Consider the following 22,874-nt stretch of genomic DNA (forward strand, 5'->3'; position numbering starts at 1 on the left):
TTTTTTAGATGTGCTTAAAATCTACTAAGTTGAGAACTAGCACCTTAACGCACTTCCATAATCACAGGCAAAATAGATGGGCGACGTTTGGTCTGATCGTAAAGATACTTGCTTAATTTATCACGAACCAAGTTTTTCAACTCACTCCAGTCAAAATCTGGCTGACTCAGATAGGTCTCAACCGTCTGGTTAACGAGCTCTGCACTATCATAGAGAATGTCTTTGTTCTTTTTCACATAAACAAAGCCACGCGTATGGAATTTTGCCTTAGAAATAATCTTTTTCTGGCGTTTGTTAATGGTCATGGCAACGATGAAAATACCTTCTTCAGAGAGGATCTGGCGATCGCGGAGGACAACACTTCCCAAATCACCCATGGCATTGCCATCAATCATCACATCACCAGAAGGAACGGAACCTTCGTGCAAGAAGCCTTCTTCTCCTAAAACCATACGGTTGCCTTTTTTCATGATGTAGATATGCTCTGGCAAATGACCGATATCCATGGCTAGGTCTGCATGTGCAGCCAGTTCACGGTATTCCCCTTGAACGGGAAAGAGATAGGTCGGTTTTAGCAAGTTAATCAAGAGTTGCAAATCTCGTGCATTAGCATGACCAGATACACGCATGTGCTTAGCAATGGACTTAACAGAACCGCCTGCCTTGTAAATAAGGTTAGCCACTCTTGCCACCATAGCTTCCTTAGCAACTGACGGTGTAGTCACGATATAAACCAAATCGCCATCTTTAATATTGACATAACGGTGACGACCCTGCGCCATCTTACTCAAAGAGTTTATCGGCTCACCCATACGACCATTTTCAAGGATAATCAGCTCATGGTCCTCGTAGTTCGCCATATCTGCCACTTTGATAATCAAACGCTCATCAGCTAAAGAGAGCTTTTTCAACCGAATCCCTGTGCGAATAATATTTTCCACATCATAGCCTGTCAAGACGACACGGCGACCGTTGTTGGCGGCAGCATCAAAGACCTGCTGGATACGAGACAAGTTGCTGGCTACAGCAGCCACAATAATTCTGCCTTCCCAATTGCTAATGACCCGATTGATTTCAGCGCCAACTTCTGATTCGCTGGCAATTTGGACCTTGCTTTCAGCATTGGCAGAATCTGCCAAGAGAGCCAAAACGCCCTCACGACCAATCTCTGCCAAACGGGCAAAATCAGTCTGGTAAAGCGGGCTTGCCGCTTGGTCAAATTTAAAGTCCCCTGTGTAGACAATGTTGCCTTTAGGCGTTGACAAAACAATTCCCAGGCTCTCTGGAATAGAGTGAGTTGTCTTGAAAAAGGATACCGTACTATCGCCAAACTCAATTTCTGTCTCTGCATTGACCACATGATAATCTTCAAAGCGCTTAAAGAGATTAGCATTTTTCACAAAAAGCTTGGCCAATTCAATGGTCAATTCTGACCCAAAAACAGGCACCTTGATATGCTGGAGCACATACGGCAGGGCTCCGATAGCATCCGCATGACCGTGGGTGAGGAAAATCCCTTGGACACGCTTTTTGTTCTCAATCAAATAGTCCAGGTTAGGAATCACAACATCAACGCCCAACTGCTCACTTTCAGGATACTTAACACCTGTATCAAGGATAAAAATCGACTCACCGATTTCCACCACATAAAAATTCTTTCCGATTTCACGGACACCGCCCAAGGCGATGATATTAACTGCTGTCACACTATTCTCCTTTATCATTTTGGTAAATACTTGAAGAGCGAGTTTGTTTTAATCAGACCAACAAGCCTCGACCACTTCTTCAGACAAACGGTCCTTAATCAGCTGTGCTAGCATTAAGTCGATTTACTGTCGCGCAAACAAAAAGTTGCATACATGGTTAGTATACAACTTTTCACAAATTATTTCAAATCCTAAATCATCTGAGATTGCCTAGGTAATACTTCGCGCGGTCTCTGAGCGACCTTCTCCGATAGAAAAAACATACTTGTGCCCTTGTGTCAAACTGTGGTAGAAACCAACTCCTTCATAAAGCTGAAAAACTTCGATGTCTTCCTGCTTCTTATGATCTGGGTAAACATAATTAACATAAGGATTACCCGCAAGTAAATCGTAAAGTCGGTCAGGACCAACTGGTCGTACCTTGCCCTCTATACGAATGACCTGAATCAAATAGTCTTCTTGGCTCATCGCCGTGACAGCCACATTCGGATTTGTCGCAACCTGTTTGAAAAACTTGGTCTCAGGACTCGTCATAAAGAAAATACCTTGTTCATTTGCCACACCGATGTGAAAATGTCTGGCATGTGGCATGCCTGACTCGTCCACAGTCGCAAATACAGCGACCCCCATGTCTTCTAAAATGCCTAAAATGTCTTTGACGTCCATTGATATCCACCCTTTGCAATCGTTTTCTACATCGATTATACCATATTTCAGGTATTTTAGGAAGTATTTCACAAAAAAGTTATCCCTGTGACGTCTTATCTAACATTACGGCCAGTCCTGAAACCAGGCATCACCAGTCAACTCATTCCATTTATAATAGACAGCTTCACAAGAAAAGGAGTAAGCAACACAATACCGCCAATCAATATCACACAGTAGTTGAGCTGTTTTGGTGACCCTATCAAACCCAAAGCAAAGCACTTCAACCCGCTTAGAAGTCAGAGCCTCTAAGCTCGGTGAAAAATCCTCTGCACCATAGACCTCTCTAACTTGTACCAGTTCATAAGACTGCAAAACAACCTCTGCTGGTCCTGTTGTTTGGTGCCTGTGTGTCGGATTTAAAGAGTGGCTGGCTAAAATATCAATCCCCTGTTCAAAAGACAAGATCAGTTCTCGCCCAAATCCTACGGCTGTGATAAAACAATCATGCAAGGTCAGTTGAGCTTCTTGGGTAACAAAGCGATACATGCTAGTCTCCTATTTTCTCACTCAATTGCTCCCACTCTTCCATCAGTACCAACTGCTGCTCATCTAGGCTCTCCAGCTCTTTTTGGAGGTCGGTCAGCTGACCAAGGTCATTAGTGGTCAGCATGGTCTGGTTAATCTCTGCTTGGCGGGTTTCTAGGGTTTCTAGCTGGTTTTCAATCTCGTCGATACGGCGGGCCAATTTGCGTCGTTCTTTTTGGTCTGCCTTTTGGGACTGGTAATCGCTAGCGCCAGCTGATGGGGTGTCAGTTGAGCTAGCTGCTGTCAGCTGGTCAGCTTGATGTCTAGCTTCCTGCTCTGCCTTTTTCTCCAGATAATAATCATAATCGCCCAGATAGAGGGTCGAGCCATCTGCTGAAATTTCAAGGATTTTGGTGGCGACACGGTTGATAAAGTAGCGGTCATGGCTGACAAAGAGCAGGGTGCCATCAAAGTCAATCAGAGCGTTCTCCAGCACTTCCTTGCTGTCGATGTCCAAGTGGTTGGTCGGCTCATCAAGAACGAGGAAATTATTGTTTTCCATGGATAGCTTGGCAAGAAGCAAGCGCGCTTTTTCACCGCCAGACAGCATGGCGACAGACTTTTTGACATCATCGCCAGAGAAGAGAAAGGCTCCCAGACGGTTGCGGATATCCACTTCTGGCGTAGTCGGAAAGGCATTCCAGAGCTCCTCCAGTACGGTATTGGTGCGGGTCAGGGCGGACTGGGTCTGGTCGTAGTAGCCGATCTCAACATTGGCACCGTAAACTGCCTCACCCGCGATGAGGGGGAGTTGTCCGACCATCGACTTGATAAGGGTGGTCTTGCCGATACCGTTTGGGCCGACGATAGCGATCGCATCATATTTTCGGACGTCTAGGGAAATGGGCTGCGCCAGCACCTGATGATCATAGCCGATAGCGATGGCATCAGCTGTCAAGACGATGTTGCCAGAAGACTTGGCTGACGCGAAGGTCATATGGGCAGATTTCTGCCCAGCTTGGGGCTTGTCCAAGCGTTCCATCTTTTCCAGTTGCTTGCGTCTGGACTGGGCTCGCTTGGTGGTCGAGGCACGGACGATGTTGCGGTTGATAAAGTCTTCCAGTTTGGCAATTTCCTTGGCCTGTTTCTCGTAGTTTTTGGCCTCGGTCTCTAGTTTTTGAGCCTTGAGTGCCATAAACTGAGAATAATTGCCCACGTAGCGATCGAGGCTTTTTGGTGTCAAATCCAACGTGATAGTGGCAACCTTGTCCAAGAAATAGCGGTCGTGACTGACAATGATAAGCGCACCTTGATAGTTCTTTAGGTAATTTTCCAGCCAAGCGATGGTCTCAATGTCCAAGTGGTTGGTCGGCTCGTCCAAGACCAGCAAATCTGGCTTTTCAAGGAGCATCTTCGCTAGTGCCAAGCGGGTATTCTGTCCGCCTGATAGTTCAGCGATGGGCATGTCCCACATGGACTGGTCAAACTTAAAGCCGTTGAGAATGCTTTTGATGTCCGCTTCGTAGGTAAAGCCACCACGACTGCGGAAGTCCTCCGACAGCTGGTCATAGTCAACCATCAAGCGGTCAAAAGCAGCACCTGTCAGCTCTGCCATTTGCCCCTCCATAACTCGCAAACGGCTCTCAATCTGCCGCAGGTCGTCAAACACCGCTACCATCTCAGCATAGATGGTCTTGTCCGACGAAAAGCGACTATCTTGTGCCAGATAAGACAGAGAAAGATCGCGTTTGGTGCTGATGGTGCCTGAGGTCGGCGTTTCCTCGCCAACCAGCATCTTGAGGAGGGTTGACTTGCCCGCTCCGTTACGACCGACCAGAGCAATGCGGTCACGCTCATCAACCTGAATATCAATATTGGTAAATAACACATCGCCCGCAAAGGAGCGTTCGAGTTTGGTAGCTTGTAAAATAATCATAGGTTTATTGTAGCATAAAAGAGCAGGTTTTTCATTGGTCGATTGTTACTTCTATTGGCACGTCATCATAACAAACAAGTTTCTGATCATATAGCATCCTGGCTTTCGCTTTCCTCGCTATCAAAAAAGAGGACCACATCGTTTGTCCTCTTTTATTAATCACTTTGAGGCTAGGGCAAAATGCCCTGTCTCTCTAATCTTATGAGATATCTATACAAAGCCTAGTAATTTCATAGTTTTTTCAAGCTTTGGGTTATTCTGCTAGTTCTGTGTCATCCTTCTATCAGTGGGAACAGATCATCAGCCGATTACTCTGTTATGTCAGGCAAGTCGGTCATCAAGACTTTGAGTTTGAGAACGCGACCATTTTTAACCTTGTCATTGATAAGGGTAAGCTGCTTGTCCTTGCTGGTTACTTGATAAGCTTCCTTTTCCTCCTGAGTTGGGATACTACCGATACCCGCTAGATAAAAGCCTGCCATGGTATCAACATCATCGCTCTCCAGCTCGGTCTCAAAGTGGTCGTTGAACTCGTTGATGGTCATTGTCCCTTCAACGATATAAGTATTTTCTGCAATCTCACGCACAGACTCCGCAGCTCGGTCAGTTTCATCATCAATCTCGCCGACAATCTCCTCAAGCAAGTCCTCAAGGGTAACAAGACCTGCCACTCCGCCGTACTCATCCAGCAAAATCGCCATCTGGCGCTGGCTGCTCCGCAATTCTCCAATCAAATCATCGACAAAGACCGTATCAGGGACAAAAAGAACATCCTGCATAATTCGACGAATATTGACCTGGTCAAAGCCCTCGTGAAAGGCAGCGTGTAGCAATTTTTTGATGTGGATCAGACCGATCACCTTGTCCTTGTCACCATCATAGACCGGGATACGGGAAAAATTTTCCTTGAGGATCGCACTGATAATAGCAGAGCTATCATCGTTAATATCCACCATGAAAGCATCCGTCCTAGGCACCATAACCTCTCTGGCCATCATCTCATCGAGCGAGAAAACCCCTTGAAGCATCTCGATTTCTTCCGCATCAAGCGAGGTCTCATTCTTGGTCAGAATGTACTCAATCTCGTCTCTAGTCATCTGCTCATCGGCGTCATCAAAAGCCATAGGTGTCAGACGGCTGAGTAGGTTAGTTGATGCAGAAAGCAACCAAACAAAGGGGCTAGCCAACTTTTCCAACAACAAAATCACTGGTACTGAGTAGATGGCTAGATTTTCCTTGAGGTTCATGGCAATCCGTTTGGGGTAGAGTTCCCCTAAAACGATGGAGATATAGGTCAAAAAGGCTAGAGACAAGAGACTACCCGCCGTTTTTGCAGTAGCCGTATTGCCAAACCATGTCGCAATCTCAGCCCCCAGCGTGTCAGCCAGCTTAGCCCCTGACAGGAGGGTGATGAGGGTGATGCCCACCTGGATGGTCGAGAGAAAATTGTTAGGGTTCTCAAGTACCTTAACCAAGCGGATGTACTTCTTGTCACCTTCTTCTGCTTTTTGCTCGACACGAGAACGATTGAGCGATACTAAAGCCATCTCCGTCGCAGAGAAAAAAGCATTAAAGAGGGTCAAGATAAGTAGTAAGATGAATTGTAACACGATGGTCTGACTGCCAGGGTCTTCCATGATGGTCTCCTTTTTTACATTAGTCTATCCATTATAGCATATTTTTGGAAAAAGCAAGCAGCTTTTAACTTTATTTTCTAGGCTTAAAGGGAAGGAAAGCATCAAGAACCTGCTGGGAAATTTCATCATCAGTCAACCAGCGGTTTTCTTTTTCGTGATAACCGAGGCGAATAATTTGTAAATCAGAGCGCTTCAACAACGCATCAGGAAGATTGCTGCTGCTCTTTCCTTGGACAAGATACCAGCCATTTCTAAAGGTTGGGAAATGTTCCAAGAAACGCTCAAGATGAGGATAATAGGGGCTGTGCAACCAGACTAAGAGACACGAAATGGTCACCCCTTTTTCTTGTAGAAAATTGCTTAGATTTTCAAAAGAGGTAGCCTTTGAAAAATCAAAAGGGAAAAAGACTGCGTGAGGGTAGACCTCAAATAAGTCATCATAACGGCTCTTGTCTCGGCTGCACAACAAAACAGAACTCTGTACTTCAGATAATATCTGAAAAACAGCTGGTCGTAACATACCAGAACCTCCGATAACAACGACGACCTCTTTAGTTAACATGGTTGAGCACCTCCAAAAACTGGTTTAATTCCCTTACCAACTGTTCTGGTTGGTCCTTGTTGACCTCGTGACCTGCTTCAGCTATCACCGCCATCTTCGCCTCTGGTATCAAGATCTTCAGTTGCTTGGCTGTTTTGAGGTTAATCTTATCGCACTCCCCACAGAGCAAGAGGACTGGCAAGGTCGTTGTTTGTAGAAAACCTGTCATATCCAGCTGAGCCAAGTCTCGATAAAAAGCCAGTAAATTATCCTTATCCAATCCTTGTTTTTCCAAAAGAGATGGTGGCAAGAGCTTAAGCAAGCCAACCTGCACCTTATAAGCCCAATTCTTTGTGAATTGATACTGACCAGCAATGCTGACGACTGCTCGGAGCTGCGGCGCTGGGTCTTGCAACAAAGATAGCGCCAGCATGCCACCCAAAGACAGCCCAATCACAACAACGTCTTCCTCGCTCTCACGCACCGCCTGTCTGACCTGCTCTTGTAGGCTAGAAAAATCAGGTAATCTCCCATGATGAAATAAATTTAGGCTGACACAGTGATAACCCTTTAGCCCTGTTATCACCTGCTCCCAAGCTCGGCTATCTTGCCCCACGCCGTGTAGAAAAATCAGTTTCATCACTTAATCCCCTCTCTTAATCCTTACTCGACAGATAAACCACTTCTGTCTGGGTGACAAAGCCCAGTTGCTCATAAAGTTTTTTAGCACCGTCATTGTCCTTATCCACAGCAATTTGTAGCTCAGTATCACCTGCATGGTAACGGTCGTTGATGATAGTCTTCACCAGCTGACTACCGATACCCTGACCGCGATAGACAAGATCAACAGCAAGACCGTAAAGGTAAGTCAGGCTAGAGCTGATGTCCACCGTACAAGTGCCAATCGCTTGATCAGCTAGGCGGGCAACATACAGGAGACTGTTCTGATCAGCCAGGGCTTCTGACACATAGGTCAGACTGAGCTCTAGCGGCGTCTCAAACACGCGCGCTTTCAGCTCAGCAATGTCCTTCACCTCCTCTGGTCTAGCCAGCGAGAGAGACACCTCAAGGGGCAGCTCTGCCATGTCCATAGGCAAGCACGGCCGTCCCAAAAAGTACTCACTATCGTCATCAATGACCAGTCCCCAAGCGGACAGGAGACCTGGATTTGCCTCAATAAAGGCACGCTCCGCAATAAAGGAAACCTCTGTCACACCATAGGGAGCTGTTTCCGTTAAAAACTTCTGATAGAGTTGCCGAGCAATACCTTTCCTGCGGTGCTCTGGCGCAACAAAGAGCGACAAGTCCACTTCAGGTGTATCGGCATAGACCGTCAACAAGCCAATTAAGTCATCCCCCTCGTAAGCCAAGAAAAAGGCCGGCATGTCAGGGTTAAAATTAAGCTGATTGGATAAGTAGGGCTCTTTATAGGTCTTATCATGAACCATGCAGTGGGCTAGAAAAGCTTTTACCCGTTTGCCTTGTTCAATAGATAAGCAATTCGTACTGATGATGTCCATAGAAGTACCTCCATGAGGTCTATTATACCAAAAAACCAGCCAAGAGGCTGGTCATCATCGCTGATTAAGCTGGAGCAACAACAGGTAGTGTTTCTCCGATTTCCGCTAATCTTGCTGCCCATTCTTCATGGGTCAATCCATGCTCTTCCACGTAGCGGTTGCGGGCATGAGCACGGCATTCTGCTGAACAGCCACGAACATACTTGTGTTCGTTCTCTTCAGACGTCAACATATGACGGTTACAGAATGGGTTGGCACAATTAACATAACGTTCACATGGTGTGCCGTCGAACCAGTCCTTCCCAATGATTTTTGGATCAACATGGTTGATGTCTACGGCAATGCGCTCGTCAAAGACATACATCTTGCCATCCCACAGCTCACCTTGTACCTCTGGGTCTTTGCCATAGGTCGCAATGCCGCCATGCAACTGACCGACATCCTTGTAGCCTTCACGCACCATCCAGCCTGAGAATTTCTCACAGCGGACACCACCGGTACAGTAGACCACGACACGTTTGTCCATGAATTTTTCCTTGTTGTCACGCACCCACTGTGGCAACTCACGGAAGTTGCGGATATCTGGGCGAATGGCGCCACGGAAGTGACCGAGGTCGTACTCGTAGTCATTACGAGTATCCAGGACAACGGTGTTTTCATCCAAAAGAGCTTCTTTGAACTCTTTGGGTGTCAGGTAAGCCCCTGTGGTTTCAAGTGGGTTAATGTCAGCATCAAAATCATTGTCCTCCAGCCCCAAGTGAACAATTTCCTTGCGGTAGCGAACAAACATCTTCTTAAAGGCTTGCTCTTCTTCGAGGTCAATCTTAAACCAGAGGTCAGCAAAACGCTCATCGCTGTGCACCCAGTCCATGTATTTCTGAGTGGTTTCAAAATCTCCAGAAACCGTACCGTTGATGCCCTCTTCAGAAATTAAAATCCGCCCCTTGAGACCGATTGACTTACAAAAGTCCAAATGAGTCTGCACGTATTCTTTGGCATTCTCGATATGGACGTACTTATAGTAGAGTAATACTCTGATGTCCTTTGACATGTGCTTCTCCTTATCTTTGCATGAGATAATTATGAATGCTTGTGCAATCACCTTGATTATAACAAAACCACGACTATTCTTCAAGAATACTGCTCAACTAGTGCTTGATGGTACTCTCTTTTTTTAGTACAATAAAGGCAATCTAATAAGAAAACGAGGTTAAATGAGATGATTATTGGTGTACCAAAAGAAATCAAAAGCAATGAAAATCGTGTCGGTTTAACACCTGCTGGTGTCTTAGCTCTAAAACAGGCTGGTCACACTATCTGGGTTGAAACTGAAGCTGGAGCTGGTTCAGGGTTTTCTGACAATGATTATGCCCAGCAAGGGGCTATCATCAAAAAACACGCTGCAGAGGTGTGGGCAGCCCAGCTGGTGATCAAGGTCAAAGAACCCTTAGAAAATGAATATCAATTTTTCCGCCCTGATTTATTGCTGTTTACCTACCTTCACCTCGCTCCTGCTCCTGGCTTAACTAAGGCCTTGCTAGATGGCGGCGTGACCGCTATTGCTTATGAGACCGTTGTCAAGGACGGTACTCTGCCCCTGCTTAACCCCATGAGTGAGGTCGCTGGACGATTAGCAGTGCAAATGGGGGCTTATTTCCAAACCAAACTCCAAGGTGGTGCAGGTATTCTCTTGGGAGGTGTTCCGGGAGTTAAAAAAGGAAAGGTTGTGATCATCGGTGGTGGTGTCGTTGGGACCAATGCTGCGCAGATGGCGCTAGGCTTGGGCGCTGATGTGACGATCTTAGATGTCTCTGCTAAGCGACTAGCAGAATTGGATGTTTTGTTTGACAAACGTATCCAAACCTTAATGTCTAATCCTCTTAACATCGCTGATAGTGTCAAGGAAGCCGACTTACTTATCGGATCTGTGCTGATTCCAGGTGCACGGGCGCCTAAACTGGTAACTCGAGAGATGATTAGTTCGATGAAGGCTGGTTCTGTCGTTATTGACGTGGCCGTTGACCAAGGTGGTATTATTGAAACTGCGGATACCATTACTACCCATGACAAACCAACTTACGAAGTAGACGGGGTAATCCATTATGCTGTCGCTAACATGCCAGGTGCTGTGCCACGCACATCGACACTTGCCCTCACAAATGTGACCTTGCCTTATGCACTTGAGTTAGCCAATAAAGGTTTTGAACAAGCCGTTCGTGACAACTACGGTCTTCTCACAGGTTTAAACATCTATAAAGGGCAAGTCACCAACCAAGCTGTTGCGACATCCCTAGGTCTCCCTTATGTGCCTTTTGAATAATAAAAAAGCAAACACGATTTCTCTTTGGAATCGTGTTTTTTCTAATGATATTGCGGGATGAAATGTACCTTCATCCCATCAGATAAGAAACAGCGGTAATCACTAGTTAAGATCAGCCCTTCTATGCTGTCTGTCTGCTTGATAAGATGGAGCGCTTGCGGTATGGGAAGACCAAAGAACTGACTACTGTAGGTTTCAGCTCTTAGGGCGGAATCGCTCAAGATAGTCAGACTGACCATCTCGGTTTCCATAGGATAGCCAGTTTGTCTATCCAAAATATGGTGATAAGCTCTGCCATTAGCCTCAAAAAAGCGTTCATAAATTCCTGAGGTGACGAGGGCTTGGTTGCCCATCGTGACTCGCCCCATAGCTTGACCACGAGGCGCAAAAGGCAGTTGCACCCCAACCTGCCATTTGCTGGTCGTTGAAAACGGCTGACCGTGGGTGATGACATTACCCCCAAGGTCGATTAAGACGCTGGTAGCACCAGCTGACAGCAGGTGTTCCAGCAGACGGTCAGCGATGTAGCCCTTGGCAAGGGCACCCAAATCTAAAGCCATGCCAGATCGGGCTAGAAAAACGCTCTGCTGACGAGAGTTCAGCAAAATATCTTTTGGCTGGCAGAGGTCAAGTAGCTGGTCAATGGTAGCTTGACTGGGCTTGGTTGCTCCTACAAATCCAATCTGCCAAGCCTGAATCAAGGGGCCAAGGGCGATGTTGAGCTGGCTATGAAGTGCTAAACTGTGCTTTTTACCGTAGCTGACGAGTTCAAACAATTCTGCTGAAGCAGTGAAGGGAGATTTTCCCGCTGACTGATTGAGTTGATTGAGTTCAGAAGCTGGCAAATGAGCGGAAAAAACCATTTCATAGGACTTGAGCAGGTCTCCTGTTTGATCAAGTAGGCTTCCCGCTTCAGGAGCCTCAATAGCAATGTGGCAGATGGTTCCCAGCTGCCTGAAACGACGCTCTTCTCTCACTGGCGACGTTTCATCTGACCATGAGGGTAATAACTCCCTTCTGGCATATCGTTGATAAAGATGTGAATGGCTTCTTTGGGGGCTTTGGCGATGCGAGACACAACTTCACAGACTTCTTGAGCCAGCTGTTCTTTTTGCTCTTGACTACGTCCCTCAAAGAGGTCAATGGTGATAAATGGCATATTCTACTCCTCCTTATATCAGTTCTATTGTATCATACTGGCGTGAAAATGGTATAATGAGAGTACGTCAGTCATTAGTTAACCCCAAAAGGAGAATAGCCATGAATCAGATCAGATGTCCCCACTGTGGGACGAGTTTTACAGTCAACGAAACTGAGTATAGTCAGTTACTAGCTCAGGTGCGGGGAGCAGAGTTTGACAAGGAACTTCATGACCGCCTCACTCGCGAGACCCAACTGCTCAAGGAGAAGTCCAAAAATGCGCTCCAGTCCCAACTGGCGGAAAAAGACCGAGAACTAACAGCGCTGGCTCACCAGCTTGACACGCTCAAGGCCGAGCAAGAACTAGCCCTCAGCTCTGCCATGTCCAAAAAAGACCAAGAACTGGCTCAGGTACGTAGTCAACTGGAGCAGCGTGCCCATGAAGAGATGCTGGCAGCCAAACAGTCACTCGCCGACAAGGAGCAAGAGTTAGCGCGTGTGACGGCGCAGTTGGCAGCTAGTCAAGAGGCGCAGCAGGCGCAATTGGCTCAAGTGCAGGCCGAACAGGACAAGCAGGCGGTGCTCAAAGACAGGGCACAGCAGGAAGCCATCGCTCGTCTGGAAAAGGAGCGTGACGAGGCACGGACGGCCTTGCTCTTGCAGGAACAGCGGCAAGAGTTGGCGCTGGCGACCACCCGTCAAGAGTATGACCTCCAACTCAAGGCAGCCAACGAGCAGGTCGAATTTTACAAGAATTTTAAGGCGCAACAGTCCACTAAGGCCATCGGAGAGAGTTTAGAACTCTATGCAGAAACAGAATTCAACAAGGTGCGTGCCTATGCCTTTCCCAAGGCCTCCTTTGGTAAGGATAATCTAATCTCCGAATCAGGCTCAAAGGGCGACTACATCTTTCGAGAGACAGACGACAATGGGCTTGAAATCCTCTCCATCATGTTTGAGATGAAAAATGAGGCCGACACAACCGCCCGAAAACACAAAAACGAGGACTTTCTCAAAGAATTGGACAAGGACCGACGAGAGAAAAACTGCGAATACGCCGTTCTGGTCTCTATGTTGGAGGCGGACAGCGATTACTACAACACGGGCATTGTTGATGTCAGCCATCACTACCCTAAGATGTACGTCATTCGCCCACAGTTCTTCATCCAGTTGATTGGTCTCTTGAGAAATGCTGCGCTAAACAGCTTGAGTTACAAGCAAGAGTTGGAATTGGTCAGAAGTCAAAACATCGACATCACCACCTTTGAAGCCGATTTGGAAACCTTCAAAACGGCCTTTGCCAAAAATTATACCTCAGCCAGCACCAATTTCAAGAAAGCCATCGATGAAATCGACAAGGCCATCAAGCGCATGGAAGAGGTCAAACGCTTCTTGACCACCAGCGACAACCAGCTGCGCCTGGCCAACAACAAACTTGAAGATGTCTCCGTCAAAAAACTAACTCGGAAAAACCCGACTATGAAGGCTAAGTTTGAAGCGCTCAAGAAAGAGTAACGACAATGATGACAAATCTCCCTTATCAGACTACTGTTGACCAACATACTTTATATTTTTTAAAGCTAGCTTACTTTAAAGATTTATCTGATTCACTCAAATCAGCCAGTAGACTAGCCTACTTAGATTTTAATCGTACACTCAAGTTAAAAGAAGTCCCAAATGAAGTAAGATTGCAACTGAGACGGGAGGTGTTGGGAATTTTTCGCGAAGAATTATCTCAGCTAACACCTTCAACCATCAGTCACCAAGACCAGTATGACTGTTGGCATTACCGCATTTGTTGCCGAATAAAACAGCTATACGCCTCCTTTAACATTCGATTTACATTTGGTCAAGCTCAGAAATGGATCAATATGACCCTAAAATACCTCTATATGTTGGAACCAGAGATACTTGAAGACATTTTCCCATTGCTTCATGTACCGATAGATAACTATATCTTGAAACTAGCAGACGACTATCTTCAGGTAAGCCTCCCTACGGATTTGGCTTGGAGCAAATGGGATGATTATAATGAGCTGTATCTCCCTTACCAAAATGCTATTCGTAAAAAAGTTGGTGACTTACCACCATTAAGATGGGAATTCGAGTATTGGTCAAAAGCTATCGAACAAGCTAGGACCGCAAACAACAGAACAATATAGAAAGGCTCTCTCATGACCAACACCATTGACCTCAACCAGCCTGTCGCCGAATTGCTAGCTAGCCACCCTGAGCTCAGGGATATTTTGGTTGACTTAGGCTTTAAGCCCCTTGCCAATCCTGCTATGCTTAACACGCTCGGTAAGATCACCAGCCTCAAGCAAGGCTCTCGCCTGACTGGCATTTCCCTAGAGACCATCGCACGCACCCTGACCAGCCATGGTTACGAGGTGATTGGAGGAGACAAATGAGCGACCAACGGATACAAATTTTGAGAGACATTTTGCTGGAACTCCATCAGGGGGCTAGCCCTGAGAGTGTTCAAGAACGCTTTAACCAGCACTTTACAGGTGTGTCTGCCTTGGAGATTTCCCTCATGGAACATGAACTCATGACCTCAGATGCAGGCATCACTTTTGAGGACATCATGAGCCTTTGTAACGTCCACACCAACCTCTTTAAGGGCGCTATCACCGCCGTAGAGGTCGCAGATGCTGATCAGGAGGGACATCCTGTCTATGTCTTCAAGCAGGAAAATTTAGCCCTGCGCGCAGCACTCTTACGGGTTAGGCGGATTTTGACCTCTTATGCAGAGACAACTGATACAGATTTGCAAACTGATTTGCTCAAGGGGCTCCGTCACCAGCTGAACCTGCTAGGGCAGTTTGAACGTCATTACGACCGCAAAGAGAACCTTTTCTTCCCCATCATGGAACGCTACGGTCACGATGCCCCTCCTCAGGTCATGTGGGGTGTAGACGACCAAATTAGGGAGCTGTTTGCTCAGGTCATGACAACCAGTCAGTCCTTACCTGATGGTGATGTAACAGTTGTCCTCACTACTTTTGAGGCGTTCGCCAAGGAGTTCGAGGAGATGATTTTCAAGGAAGAGGCTATCCTGCTCATGATTTTGCTGGAGACCTTTACTCAGGACGACTGGCTGACCATCGCAGAGGAGAGTGAGACCTACGGCTACGCCATCATCAAACCGACCGCCAAGTGGGTTCCTCATCGGGAGGTCTTTGGGGAAATGGCTAGCGCAGACCAACCACAAGCAGTTGTTCAGCCGACACAGGCTGAGGGGCAGGCGACCGTCATCGATACCCCACAAGGGCAGTTCACCATCACCTTTACCCCAAAACCAGAGGCGAAAAGCACTGCTATTGACCGCAACCAGCAACAACCTTTCGGCAAGGGCTACCTGTCGGTCGAAGAAGCCAATCTCATCCTCAACCATCTGCCACTGGAATTAACCTTTGTCAATAAAGACGATATCTTTCAATATTTCAACGATAGTGTGCCAGCTGATGACATGGTCTTTAAGCGCACCAAGAGCCAGATCGGTCGCCATGTTGACCTCTGCCACCCACCAAAAATCCTAGAGCGGGTGCGAGCTATTTTTGACCTGCTCAGAAGTGGGCGCAAGGACCAAGTCGACATGTGGTTTAAGTCCGACAAGACGGGCAAGTTCATCTATGTAGTCTACAAGGCCGTCCGTGATGATAACGGTGCATTTCAAGGTGTGCTCGAATACGTTCAGGACATTCAGCCCTTTTTTGAACTGGGGAGTGACATGAAACGAGATTTGGATTGAGTTATAGCTAAAAACTATAACCAATTCTAAAAAATAAGTATTTGTCAGCAACATCAAAATAGGTTAAAATCAAGGTATCACAGGACTGGCGGTGCTAACAGGACGCCGCCTATCCTGCTAGAAAAGGAGACCTTATGACAAGTTTACGCGATGCCTATACTGCTTTCAAATCAGCCAAACTGGTTAACTTGACCCACAAGATAAACGAAACCAGTCCTCGCTTTCCAGCCCTGCCCGCGCTGGAGAAAAAGGATATCTTTACCCTCAAAGACGGTTTTCATGTCCAACAGTTTACAGTCGTTGGTCAATACGGCACCCACATTGACCCGCCGATTCACTTTGTCGAAGGTGGCAAGTACCTCGATGAGATTCCTCTGGAAGACCTCTTCTTGCCACTCTATGTGATTGATAAATCTGCCGAAGTGGCTGACAACCCAGACTACCAGATTAGTAAAGCTGACATTCTCGCTTTTGAAGCAGAGCACGGTGTGATTGAGCCAGGTGCCTTTGTCGCCTTTCGCTCAGATTGGCATAAACGCTGGCCAGACACCGCAGCCTTTCGTAACCTAGATGAGAACGATGTCCAACATACCCCAGGTTGGGGACACGATGCCCTTGAGTACCTGATTCACAACCGTCAGGTCAAGGCCGTCGGGCACGAGACACTGGATACCGATAGCGGTGCTTCTGTTCCTGAAAATGGCGGTGCTTTGGTTGAGGAATACTATTTGCTTGAACAAGGGATTTATCAGGTCGAGGTGCTGGCTAACCTTGATCAGGTTCCAGCAACAGGCAGTTTTATCGCCATCGCCTACCCTAATTGGGAAGGCGCCACAGGCTCACCTGTCCGCGCAGTTGCCTACGTCCCACAAGATTAATTTTTCTGGGAGTGGGACCAAATTCGCTAATCCAAAGGGGTCAGATTTCCCCTCGCCTCGCTAATTTTTAGAGTTCGGTCTGAAACGGTCCACTGGACCGTTTTTGACACTTTCTCCGCAATGTTTACTTTCCGATTAAAAAGGTCTCCCAGACCTTTTTAACCCAGCTCTGTATAGCTTCAACAGTCAGGGGAGTACTGTTGAAGGGTGAGCCTTAAAAGCCAAAAGCGAGCAACAGTCAGGAAGTAGCTGTTTGAGGTTAGAAGTTTGGGAAACAATGTTTCCCTCAGTCGTTAGGACTGTTCAGCTGATAGCATCAGCACCTTAGGAGCCCATTCAACCACTGCGTCTCGCTTAACCATTCAAAATCAAATTGAGAGGCAGGGACTTTTGTCCCAGCCTCTTTTGATGCAAAAAGAGCGGAGCAGGCTTCCGTCATGGCATGACCATCACGAAAACCCAACTCAGCTCTTTGTGATTCAGTTTTTATTCTGACCTATAAGTAAAGCGGGTTGCTAATAAACCTAAAGCTTAACTTAAGCGATAAACTCTCTGATCTGAGCCTCAATAGCTGCGATTTTAGCTTGAGCATCAGCGAGATGCTCACCAACAGTAGCAATGTAGAACTTGATTTTTGGTTCAGTACCTGATGGGCGAACAGCAAACCAAGAATCATCTGCCAAGGTATACTTGAGGACATCAGATGGCGGTGTGGTCAAGCTTGTGACCTGACCATCAGCAGTCGTTGCAGTCTGCTTGGCAAAATCTTCAGCCAACGCAATAGGCGTGTTGTTGAACTCAGTCGGTGCATTGTCACGGAATTTTGCCATAATAGCCTTGATTTGAGCAGCACCATCAATACCTGCCAAATCAACTGAAATGGTTTTTTCAGCAAAATAGCCGTATTCTTTGTAGATTTCATCCAGACCATCTGCCAAGGTCAGACCGCGTGAACGGTAATAAGCTGCAATTTCAGCGATAATGAGAACAGCTTGGATAGCATCTTTATCACGAACGAAGGGCTTAATCAGGTAGCCAAAGCTTTCTTCAAAGCCAAACATGTAAGTGTGGTTGTTAGTGTCTTCGAACTCTTGGATTTTTTCAGCGATGAACTTGAAGCCAGTTAAGACGTTAAACATGGTCGCTCCATAGCTTTCCGCAATCTTAGTGACCAGCTCAGTTGACACAATGGACTTAGCCAACGCAGCATTGGCTGGTAGAGTGCCAGCCTGTTTGTGGGCTTCTAGGATATATTTGGCAATCAAGGCACCGATTTGGTTACCAGACAGGTTGAGGTAGCTGCCATCAGCTTGACGGATTTCAACACCGAGACGGTCTGCGTCTGGGTCGGTCGCTAACAATACATCTGCCTGATGCTGGTGCCCCAGTTCTTCTGCCAGAGCAAAAGCTGCCTGGCTTTCAGGGTTTGGTGACTTAACGGTTGAAAAATCTGGGTCTGGCTGGGCTTGTGCGTCAACGATGATAACCTGTTCAAATCCAGCCTGTGCTAAGGCACGACGCGCCAGCATTTCCCCTGTCCCATGCAGAGGGGTGTAGACGATGGTCATATCGCGACCATATTGGTCAATCAGGTTTTGGTTGATGGTAACAGATTCAATCTCTTTGAGGTAGTCCGCATCAGTCGCTTCGCCAAGAATCTCGATGAGACCATCAGCTCTTGCGGCGTCCATGTCAGCTACTTCGATAGCAAATGGATTGTTGATAGCACGGATATACTGGGTGAGTGCATCAGCATCGGCTGGCGGCATCTGACCACCATCCTCACCGTAGACCTTATAGCCATTGAACTCTTTAGGGTTGTGGCTAGCGGTAATCATGATACCTGCAATCGCCTGATGATGGCGTACTGCAAAAGATAGCTCAGGCGTTGGGCGCAAGCTTTCAAAAAGGTAACTCTTGATACCGTGAGCAGCCAAGACTTGGGCGGATTCTGCGGCAAATTCTGGCGAGAAATGACGTGAATCGTAGGCAATGGCAACCCCACGTTGCTTCGCCGCTTCACCCTTGCTCTCAATCAGTTTAGCCAGACCTTCGGTCGCTTGACGGACAACAAAGATGTTGATGCGATTGGTGCCTGCACCGATATAGCCTCGCATACCTGCCGTACCGAATTCTAAGTTAGTGTAAAAGGCATCTTCTTTAGTTTTTTCGTCCATACCCAGCAATTCTTCGCGAAGGTAGTCTGGCAGGTTGGGAACGTTCAACCAGTTTTGATAAGTCTCTTGATAGGACATCAGCGGTCTCCTTTTCATTCTTTATTAACCGCTTTCAGTATACCACAATTTTCCAGAAAAGAAAATAAATTTTTGAAAAGTGCCAATAGAAATATGTCCCTATCCAAACGTTCTTGACTGGGTTCAAAATAGGAGACTTACCTGTGATGTTGTTGGCGTTTACCTGTTGAAATCCCTTGATTTTCAACACTTTTTTCGTGTATAATAATAGAATTGACAAGGAGCTTATCATGAAAACATCACAGATTGATTTAACCAAGGGCAAGATTTTACCGACTATTTTGCGGTTTGCTTGGCCTATTATGATTTCCAATATTTTTCAACAACTTTACAATACAGCCGATACCATGATCGTCGGTAACTACCTTGGAGAGCAGGCTTTGGCTGCGGTTGGAGCGACATCAGCCATTTTTGAGCTGATTATCGGCTTTGCGCTCGGTGTCGGTAACGGTATGGGTATTGTCATTGCTCGTCATTATGGCGCAAAAAACGAAGAAGAGCTCAAGCGGTCGGTGGCAGCGACAGTCGTCATCGGGCTGATATTGAGTGGTTTGGTAATGCTGGTCGGCAATCTGGGCTTGCGCCCACTCTTGCAGTTACTGGGAACGCCTGCCAATATCCTAGAGCAGTCTTATAGCTACATCTACCTAATCATGATGGGGGTTGGGGTAACCTTTGCTTACAACCTTGGCGCCGGGCTCTTGCGGGCTATCGGAGACAGCTTAGTTGCCCTTTACTTTTTGATTTTCTCGGCTTGCCTCAACATTGCTCTGGACTTGTTTTTCATTACCCAGTTGCACCTAGGGGTACAATCCGCAGGGCTGGCAACTATTTTATCTCAAGGGCTATCAGCTGTTCTCTGTTTTCTTTATATCGCTAGACGCGTCCCTGTCCTTGTTCCTAAGCGACATCATCTGGTTTGGGAGAAAGGGCTCTATCAAGACCTTCTGGGACAGGGGTTGTCGATGGGACTCATGTTTTCGATTGTGTCTATTGGCACGGTTATCCTCCAAACGGCCATCAATGGCTTTGGGGTCTTGATTATCGCCGCCCAAACGACAGCTCGTCGCATCATGGCTTTCTCTCTCCAGCCTTTGACGGCTACTGCAGCTAGCATGACCACATTTGTTTCCCAAAACCTGGGCGCTAAGCAGTTTGACCGTATTTACCAAGGGGTCAAAAAAGCCAGCTTAATCGCTCTGGTCTGGGGAATTATAGTGACGATCTTACTGCATCTTTTTAGCCCTGCCTTAATCAGCTGGATTTCAGGATCTGATGAGCCTGAACTAATCGCCAACGCTACCCCTTATCTCAAGCTAGGCACACCTTTTTATCCCATTCTCGGTTGCCTTTTTATCCTACGAAATACCCTGCAAGGGTTGGGCAGAAAGGTAACACCTCTGGTCTCCAGCCTGATTGAGCTAGTGGGCAAGGTCATTTTCGTTATTGCCATCATCCCACAGGTCGGTTATGTCGGGGTCATGCTTTGCGAACCTCTGATTTGGGTTCCCATGACTGCTCAGCTATTTGTCGCCTTCAGGCGACACCCCTTTATCCAAGAAGGCAAGCGTCAAGCGCGCCTGGCCTCTATCTAATATGGTAAAATAAAAGAAAAAGGAGGTTCTTATGAAAAAACAACTCAATCTCTGGCTCTTGCTGGCTCTGATGGTACTGACAACGGTTCTGGCTCTGGTCAACCGTCAGGAGGTGGTGGTCAACTACCTCTTTGGGCGTTTCCGAATGCCTTTAATTTTAGTGATTTTAGGCTCGGTCTTAGTGGGTTTTATCGGACAATACCTGCTAGGGCTGTCTAAACAAATGACCCTTAAACAGCAGCTTAAGCAACTGACCAAGGACAAACAAGAACTGACAGTTGCCTTAAACAATACCGAGAGACTAAATTTAACAGATAGTGACTATAACTAATGAGACCTGTACTAAATCTACTGTTTTCCATCAATGACAGTTATGTCGACCAATTCAAGGTCACCCTATTTTCTCTGGTCCAACAGACGCCTGACCGTGACCTTCATGTCTACCTCTTACAGCAACCTCGACTCAGTAAGGAACCTGAGGTTGAGGTCTTTTGTCGTAAACTAGGCGTTTCCTACCATGCGCTGGTCATTGATAAAGGAGCGTTCGCAGATGCTCCGACAACCGACCGCTACCCTGAGACCATCTATTATCGTCTTTTAGCGCACGAGTATCTGCCAGATGATTTGGACAAGATTCTCTACCTTGATGCTGACATTCTCTGTATCAATCCAGTGACGGCTCTCTACGACCTTGACCTGGGTGAGCAACTTTATGCGGCTGCCAGTCATACGGAGGATGCTAATGTCACCGATGTGCTCAATCGCCTACGTTTAGGAGATTATGAGTCTAAAAATTATTTTAACTCCGGTGTCCTGTTAATGAATCTGACAAAAATCCGTCAGATGGTGAAACGTGAAGACATCATGACCTACATCGCTGCACGGCAGAATTTGCTCTTCTTGCCTGACCAAGATGTGCTAACCGCTCTTTATGGTCACCACATCACGCTAATTCCAGACCAGATTTATAATTTTGATACCCGGTATCACCTCATTTACGCAGCTAAAAGTTTGGGCAAATGGGATTTGGATTGGGTGATGGCAAATACCGTCTTCCTTCATTTTTGTGGGCGAGATAAACCGTGGAAACCTAGCTATCGCAACATTTTTTCTGGTCTTTATAAGCATTACCAGCACCTGACAAGGAGAGCCGACCGTGACTAAACGCTACAATGCTAAAACTTACTACCTCACTGGGTTAGGGCTAATCGGATTCGGGCTGGGGTTTATCCTTTGGCAAGAACAATTTTCGTCGCTTCTCTTTGCCTTGGGTGGTTTAGCGATGATGGGACAGACCCTACTGACGGCTAAATCCAACCTAGCTGAAAAAGGGCTCATCGCTATCCTGCAAATCTTTTTAAATCTCTTGATAGGGGCACTCTTTTTAACCGCACCGATTCTTCCGACACGATTTCTTGCGATTATTATCGCTTTTTACCAACTTCTTCTCGGCTTAGTTCTCTTGATTCATGCTCGCTTACTTTTTCATGAGCAACTCAGCGGTCGCTACTCCTACCTGCTTAGCGCCTTAGTGCACCTACTGGTGGCAGGGCTCATTTTAAGCTATCGTCGCTTCTTCTTATCCAGCCTTTACACCATCATCGGTTGGTATCTTATGTTCTTAGGGGGCAATAGCTGGCGCGACGGCTTGGAATTTGATTTTGGAAAGGTAATGCCAACAGCTAGACGTCAACGGTTGGGGCTACCTATTTTTCTAACCGCCCTTATTCCTGTCACAGCACTCAACAAGGTTAACAGCTACTTAGCAAAAGAGAGAAGCCAGCCCTACTATTTCGGTGACCTCAGTCAACCTGTTGACTTAGAAATCTGGATTCATACCGCCAGACGAGGGTTTGAGATGATGGGGCATGTCGACATTGCTTTTAACGGGCAAATCTATAGTTACGGTAACCACGACGTCGATAGCCACCGCTTGTTTGAAGCTATCGGTGATGGCGTCTTGATGACCCTACCTGTTGACCAATACAAATCCAGCCTCAAGGCTGATGGCTGGCGGGCCGTCTTTGGCTACGGCTTGGTTTTAACAGCCGATGAAAAAAGAGCTGTACAAGCTAATCTGGACAAACTTTTAGAAAAAGCTCTGCCATTTTCCCCAAAAACAGCTAACCAAAAGACCAGCTATCTAGGGCAAATGGTGAGCACCTACGGCGCCCATGCCTATAAGTTCACGTCTGGCAAATATAAAACTTACTTTGTGATGACAACTAACTGCGTGCAGTTGATTGATGACATCGTTGGTAGCACAGGTCTAGATATTTTAGATAGCCATGGGATTTTGACACCAGGTGCCTATCAAGCCTACCTTGAGCGAGAGTACCAAAACCCAAACAGTCGTGTGGTTAGCCAAATGATTTTAGGTCAACAAGTTTAATAATGATAAAACCCCGCTAAAACCTAG

The 22,874-nt window shown here is 46.7% G+C and carries 22 protein-coding genes; 10 read left to right on the forward strand and 12 right to left on the reverse strand.

The features are described from left to right. Window positions 1-44: 44 nt before the first annotated feature. The 9 genes from A3GW_RS0107490 to trhO all read right to left on the reverse strand — a co-directional run bounded on the left by A3GW_RS0107490 (window position 45) and on the right by trhO (window position 9,564). Entirely contained in the window at window positions 45-1,724 is a 1,680-nt protein-coding gene (locus A3GW_RS0107490; RefSeq protein WP_419757107.1) for a ribonuclease J, read from the reverse strand. A gap of 192 nt (window positions 1,725-1,916) precedes the next feature. Then, window positions 1,917-2,372: a pyridoxamine 5'-phosphate oxidase family protein gene (locus A3GW_RS0107495; RefSeq protein ID WP_018368672.1), complete on the reverse strand. Its 456-nt coding sequence runs from the start codon at window positions 2,370-2,372 to the stop codon at window positions 1,917-1,919. 105 nt (window positions 2,373-2,477) lie between these two features. Next, window positions 2,478-2,900: a hypothetical protein gene (locus A3GW_RS0107500; RefSeq protein WP_018368673.1), complete on the reverse strand. Its 423-nt coding sequence runs from the start codon at window positions 2,898-2,900 to the stop codon at window positions 2,478-2,480. Window position 2,901: 1 nt separating this feature from the next. Then, on the reverse strand, window positions 2,902-4,815 hold the full coding sequence (locus A3GW_RS0107505) for an ABC-F family ATP-binding cassette domain-containing protein (protein WP_018368674.1): 1,914 nt from the start codon (window positions 4,813-4,815) through the stop codon (window positions 2,902-2,904). Window positions 4,816-5,123: 308 nt separating this feature from the next. Then, complete coding sequence (locus A3GW_RS0107515; protein WP_018368676.1) at window positions 5,124-6,452, reverse strand: hemolysin family protein; 1,329 nt, start codon at window positions 6,450-6,452, stop codon at window positions 5,124-5,126. 70 nt (window positions 6,453-6,522) lie between these two features. After that, complete coding sequence (locus A3GW_RS0107520; RefSeq protein WP_018368677.1) at window positions 6,523-7,014, reverse strand: Rossmann-fold NAD(P)-binding domain-containing protein; 492 nt, start codon at window positions 7,012-7,014, stop codon at window positions 6,523-6,525. Further along, the gene (locus A3GW_RS0107525; protein ID WP_018368678.1) at window positions 7,004-7,633 is read right to left on the reverse strand and encodes an alpha/beta fold hydrolase; all 630 of its coding nucleotides are present in this window, start codon (window positions 7,631-7,633) and stop codon (window positions 7,004-7,006) included. The genes A3GW_RS0107520 and A3GW_RS0107525 overlap by 11 nt, the downstream gene beginning before the upstream one ends. A 16-nt stretch (window positions 7,634-7,649) precedes the next feature. Next, entirely contained in the window at window positions 7,650-8,513 is an 864-nt protein-coding gene (locus A3GW_RS0107530; protein ID WP_018368679.1) for a GNAT family N-acetyltransferase, read from the reverse strand. A gap of 64 nt (window positions 8,514-8,577) precedes the next feature. Further along, on the reverse strand, window positions 8,578-9,564 hold the full coding sequence (trhO, locus tag A3GW_RS0107535) for an oxygen-dependent tRNA uridine(34) hydroxylase TrhO (RefSeq protein ID WP_018368680.1): 987 nt from the start codon (window positions 9,562-9,564) through the stop codon (window positions 8,578-8,580). A gap of 168 nt (window positions 9,565-9,732) precedes the next feature. On the opposite strand from trhO, the gene ald reads away from it, so the two are divergent. Then, complete coding sequence (gene ald / locus A3GW_RS0107540) at window positions 9,733-10,833, forward strand: alanine dehydrogenase (protein WP_018368681.1); 1,101 nt, start codon at window positions 9,733-9,735, stop codon at window positions 10,831-10,833. 41 nt (window positions 10,834-10,874) lie between these two features. Here the strand turns inward: ald and A3GW_RS0107545 are convergent, their stop codons facing one another. Then, the gene (locus A3GW_RS0107545; RefSeq protein WP_018368682.1) at window positions 10,875-11,810 is read right to left on the reverse strand and encodes an FAD:protein FMN transferase; all 936 of its coding nucleotides are present in this window, start codon (window positions 11,808-11,810) and stop codon (window positions 10,875-10,877) included. After that, on the reverse strand, window positions 11,807-11,992 hold the full coding sequence (locus A3GW_RS0107550; RefSeq protein WP_018368683.1) for a 4-oxalocrotonate tautomerase: 186 nt from the start codon (window positions 11,990-11,992) through the stop codon (window positions 11,807-11,809). The genes A3GW_RS0107545 and A3GW_RS0107550 overlap by 4 nt, the downstream gene beginning before the upstream one ends. A gap of 101 nt (window positions 11,993-12,093) precedes the next feature. Here A3GW_RS0107550 and A3GW_RS0107555 point away from each other — a divergent pair, with 101 nt between their 5' ends. From A3GW_RS0107555 to A3GW_RS0107575, 5 genes are all read left to right on the forward strand, one after another. Then, a complete protein-coding gene (locus tag A3GW_RS0107555) occupies window positions 12,094-13,488 on the forward strand; it encodes a DUF2130 domain-containing protein (protein ID WP_018368684.1) in 1,395 nt (464 codons plus the stop codon). A gap of 5 nt (window positions 13,489-13,493) precedes the next feature. Further along, entirely contained in the window at window positions 13,494-14,135 is a 642-nt protein-coding gene (locus A3GW_RS0107560; protein ID WP_018368685.1) for a hypothetical protein, read from the forward strand. Between the two features lie 12 nt (window positions 14,136-14,147). Then, complete coding sequence (locus tag A3GW_RS0107565) at window positions 14,148-14,384, forward strand: DUF1858 domain-containing protein (protein ID WP_018368686.1); 237 nt, start codon at window positions 14,148-14,150, stop codon at window positions 14,382-14,384. After that, window positions 14,381-15,727 carry a DUF438 domain-containing protein gene (locus tag A3GW_RS0107570; protein WP_018368687.1) on the forward strand — a complete coding sequence of 449 codons (1,347 nt, stop codon included), beginning with the start codon at window positions 14,381-14,383 and terminating at the stop codon, window positions 15,725-15,727. Before A3GW_RS0107565 ends, A3GW_RS0107570 begins: the two co-directional genes overlap by 4 nt. A 134-nt stretch (window positions 15,728-15,861) precedes the next feature. After that, window positions 15,862-16,605: a cyclase family protein gene (locus A3GW_RS0107575; RefSeq protein ID WP_018368688.1), complete on the forward strand. Its 744-nt coding sequence runs from the start codon at window positions 15,862-15,864 to the stop codon at window positions 16,603-16,605. Window positions 16,606-17,141: 536 nt separating this feature from the next. Here A3GW_RS0107575 and A3GW_RS0107585 read toward each other — a convergent pair. Further along, the gene (locus A3GW_RS0107585; protein WP_018368690.1) at window positions 17,142-18,860 is read right to left on the reverse strand and encodes a phospho-sugar mutase; all 1,719 of its coding nucleotides are present in this window, start codon (window positions 18,858-18,860) and stop codon (window positions 17,142-17,144) included. A gap of 227 nt (window positions 18,861-19,087) precedes the next feature. On the opposite strand from A3GW_RS0107585, the gene A3GW_RS0107590 reads away from it, so the two are divergent. The 4 genes from A3GW_RS0107590 to A3GW_RS0107605 are packed head-to-tail and all read left to right on the forward strand — an operon-like array spanning window position 19,088 to window position 22,847. Then, window positions 19,088-20,455, forward strand: coding sequence for an MATE family efflux transporter (locus tag A3GW_RS0107590; RefSeq protein WP_026216649.1), 1,368 nt, complete (start codon window positions 19,088-19,090; stop codon window positions 20,453-20,455). Window positions 20,456-20,486: 31 nt separating this feature from the next. Then, window positions 20,487-20,786: a LapA family protein gene (locus tag A3GW_RS10955; protein WP_018368692.1), complete on the forward strand. Its 300-nt coding sequence runs from the start codon at window positions 20,487-20,489 to the stop codon at window positions 20,784-20,786. Next, entirely contained in the window at window positions 20,786-21,619 is an 834-nt protein-coding gene (locus A3GW_RS0107600) for a glycosyltransferase family 8 protein (RefSeq protein WP_018368693.1), read from the forward strand. The genes A3GW_RS10955 and A3GW_RS0107600 overlap by 1 nt, the downstream gene beginning before the upstream one ends. Further along, on the forward strand, window positions 21,612-22,847 hold the full coding sequence (locus A3GW_RS0107605; protein WP_018368694.1) for a hypothetical protein: 1,236 nt from the start codon (window positions 21,612-21,614) through the stop codon (window positions 22,845-22,847). Before A3GW_RS0107600 ends, A3GW_RS0107605 begins: the two co-directional genes overlap by 8 nt. Window positions 22,848-22,874: the final 27 nt, after the last annotated feature.

Source organism: Streptococcus entericus DSM 14446, from assembly GCF_000380025.1.
GTDB classification, from domain to species: domain Bacteria; phylum Bacillota; class Bacilli; order Lactobacillales; family Streptococcaceae; genus Streptococcus; species Streptococcus entericus.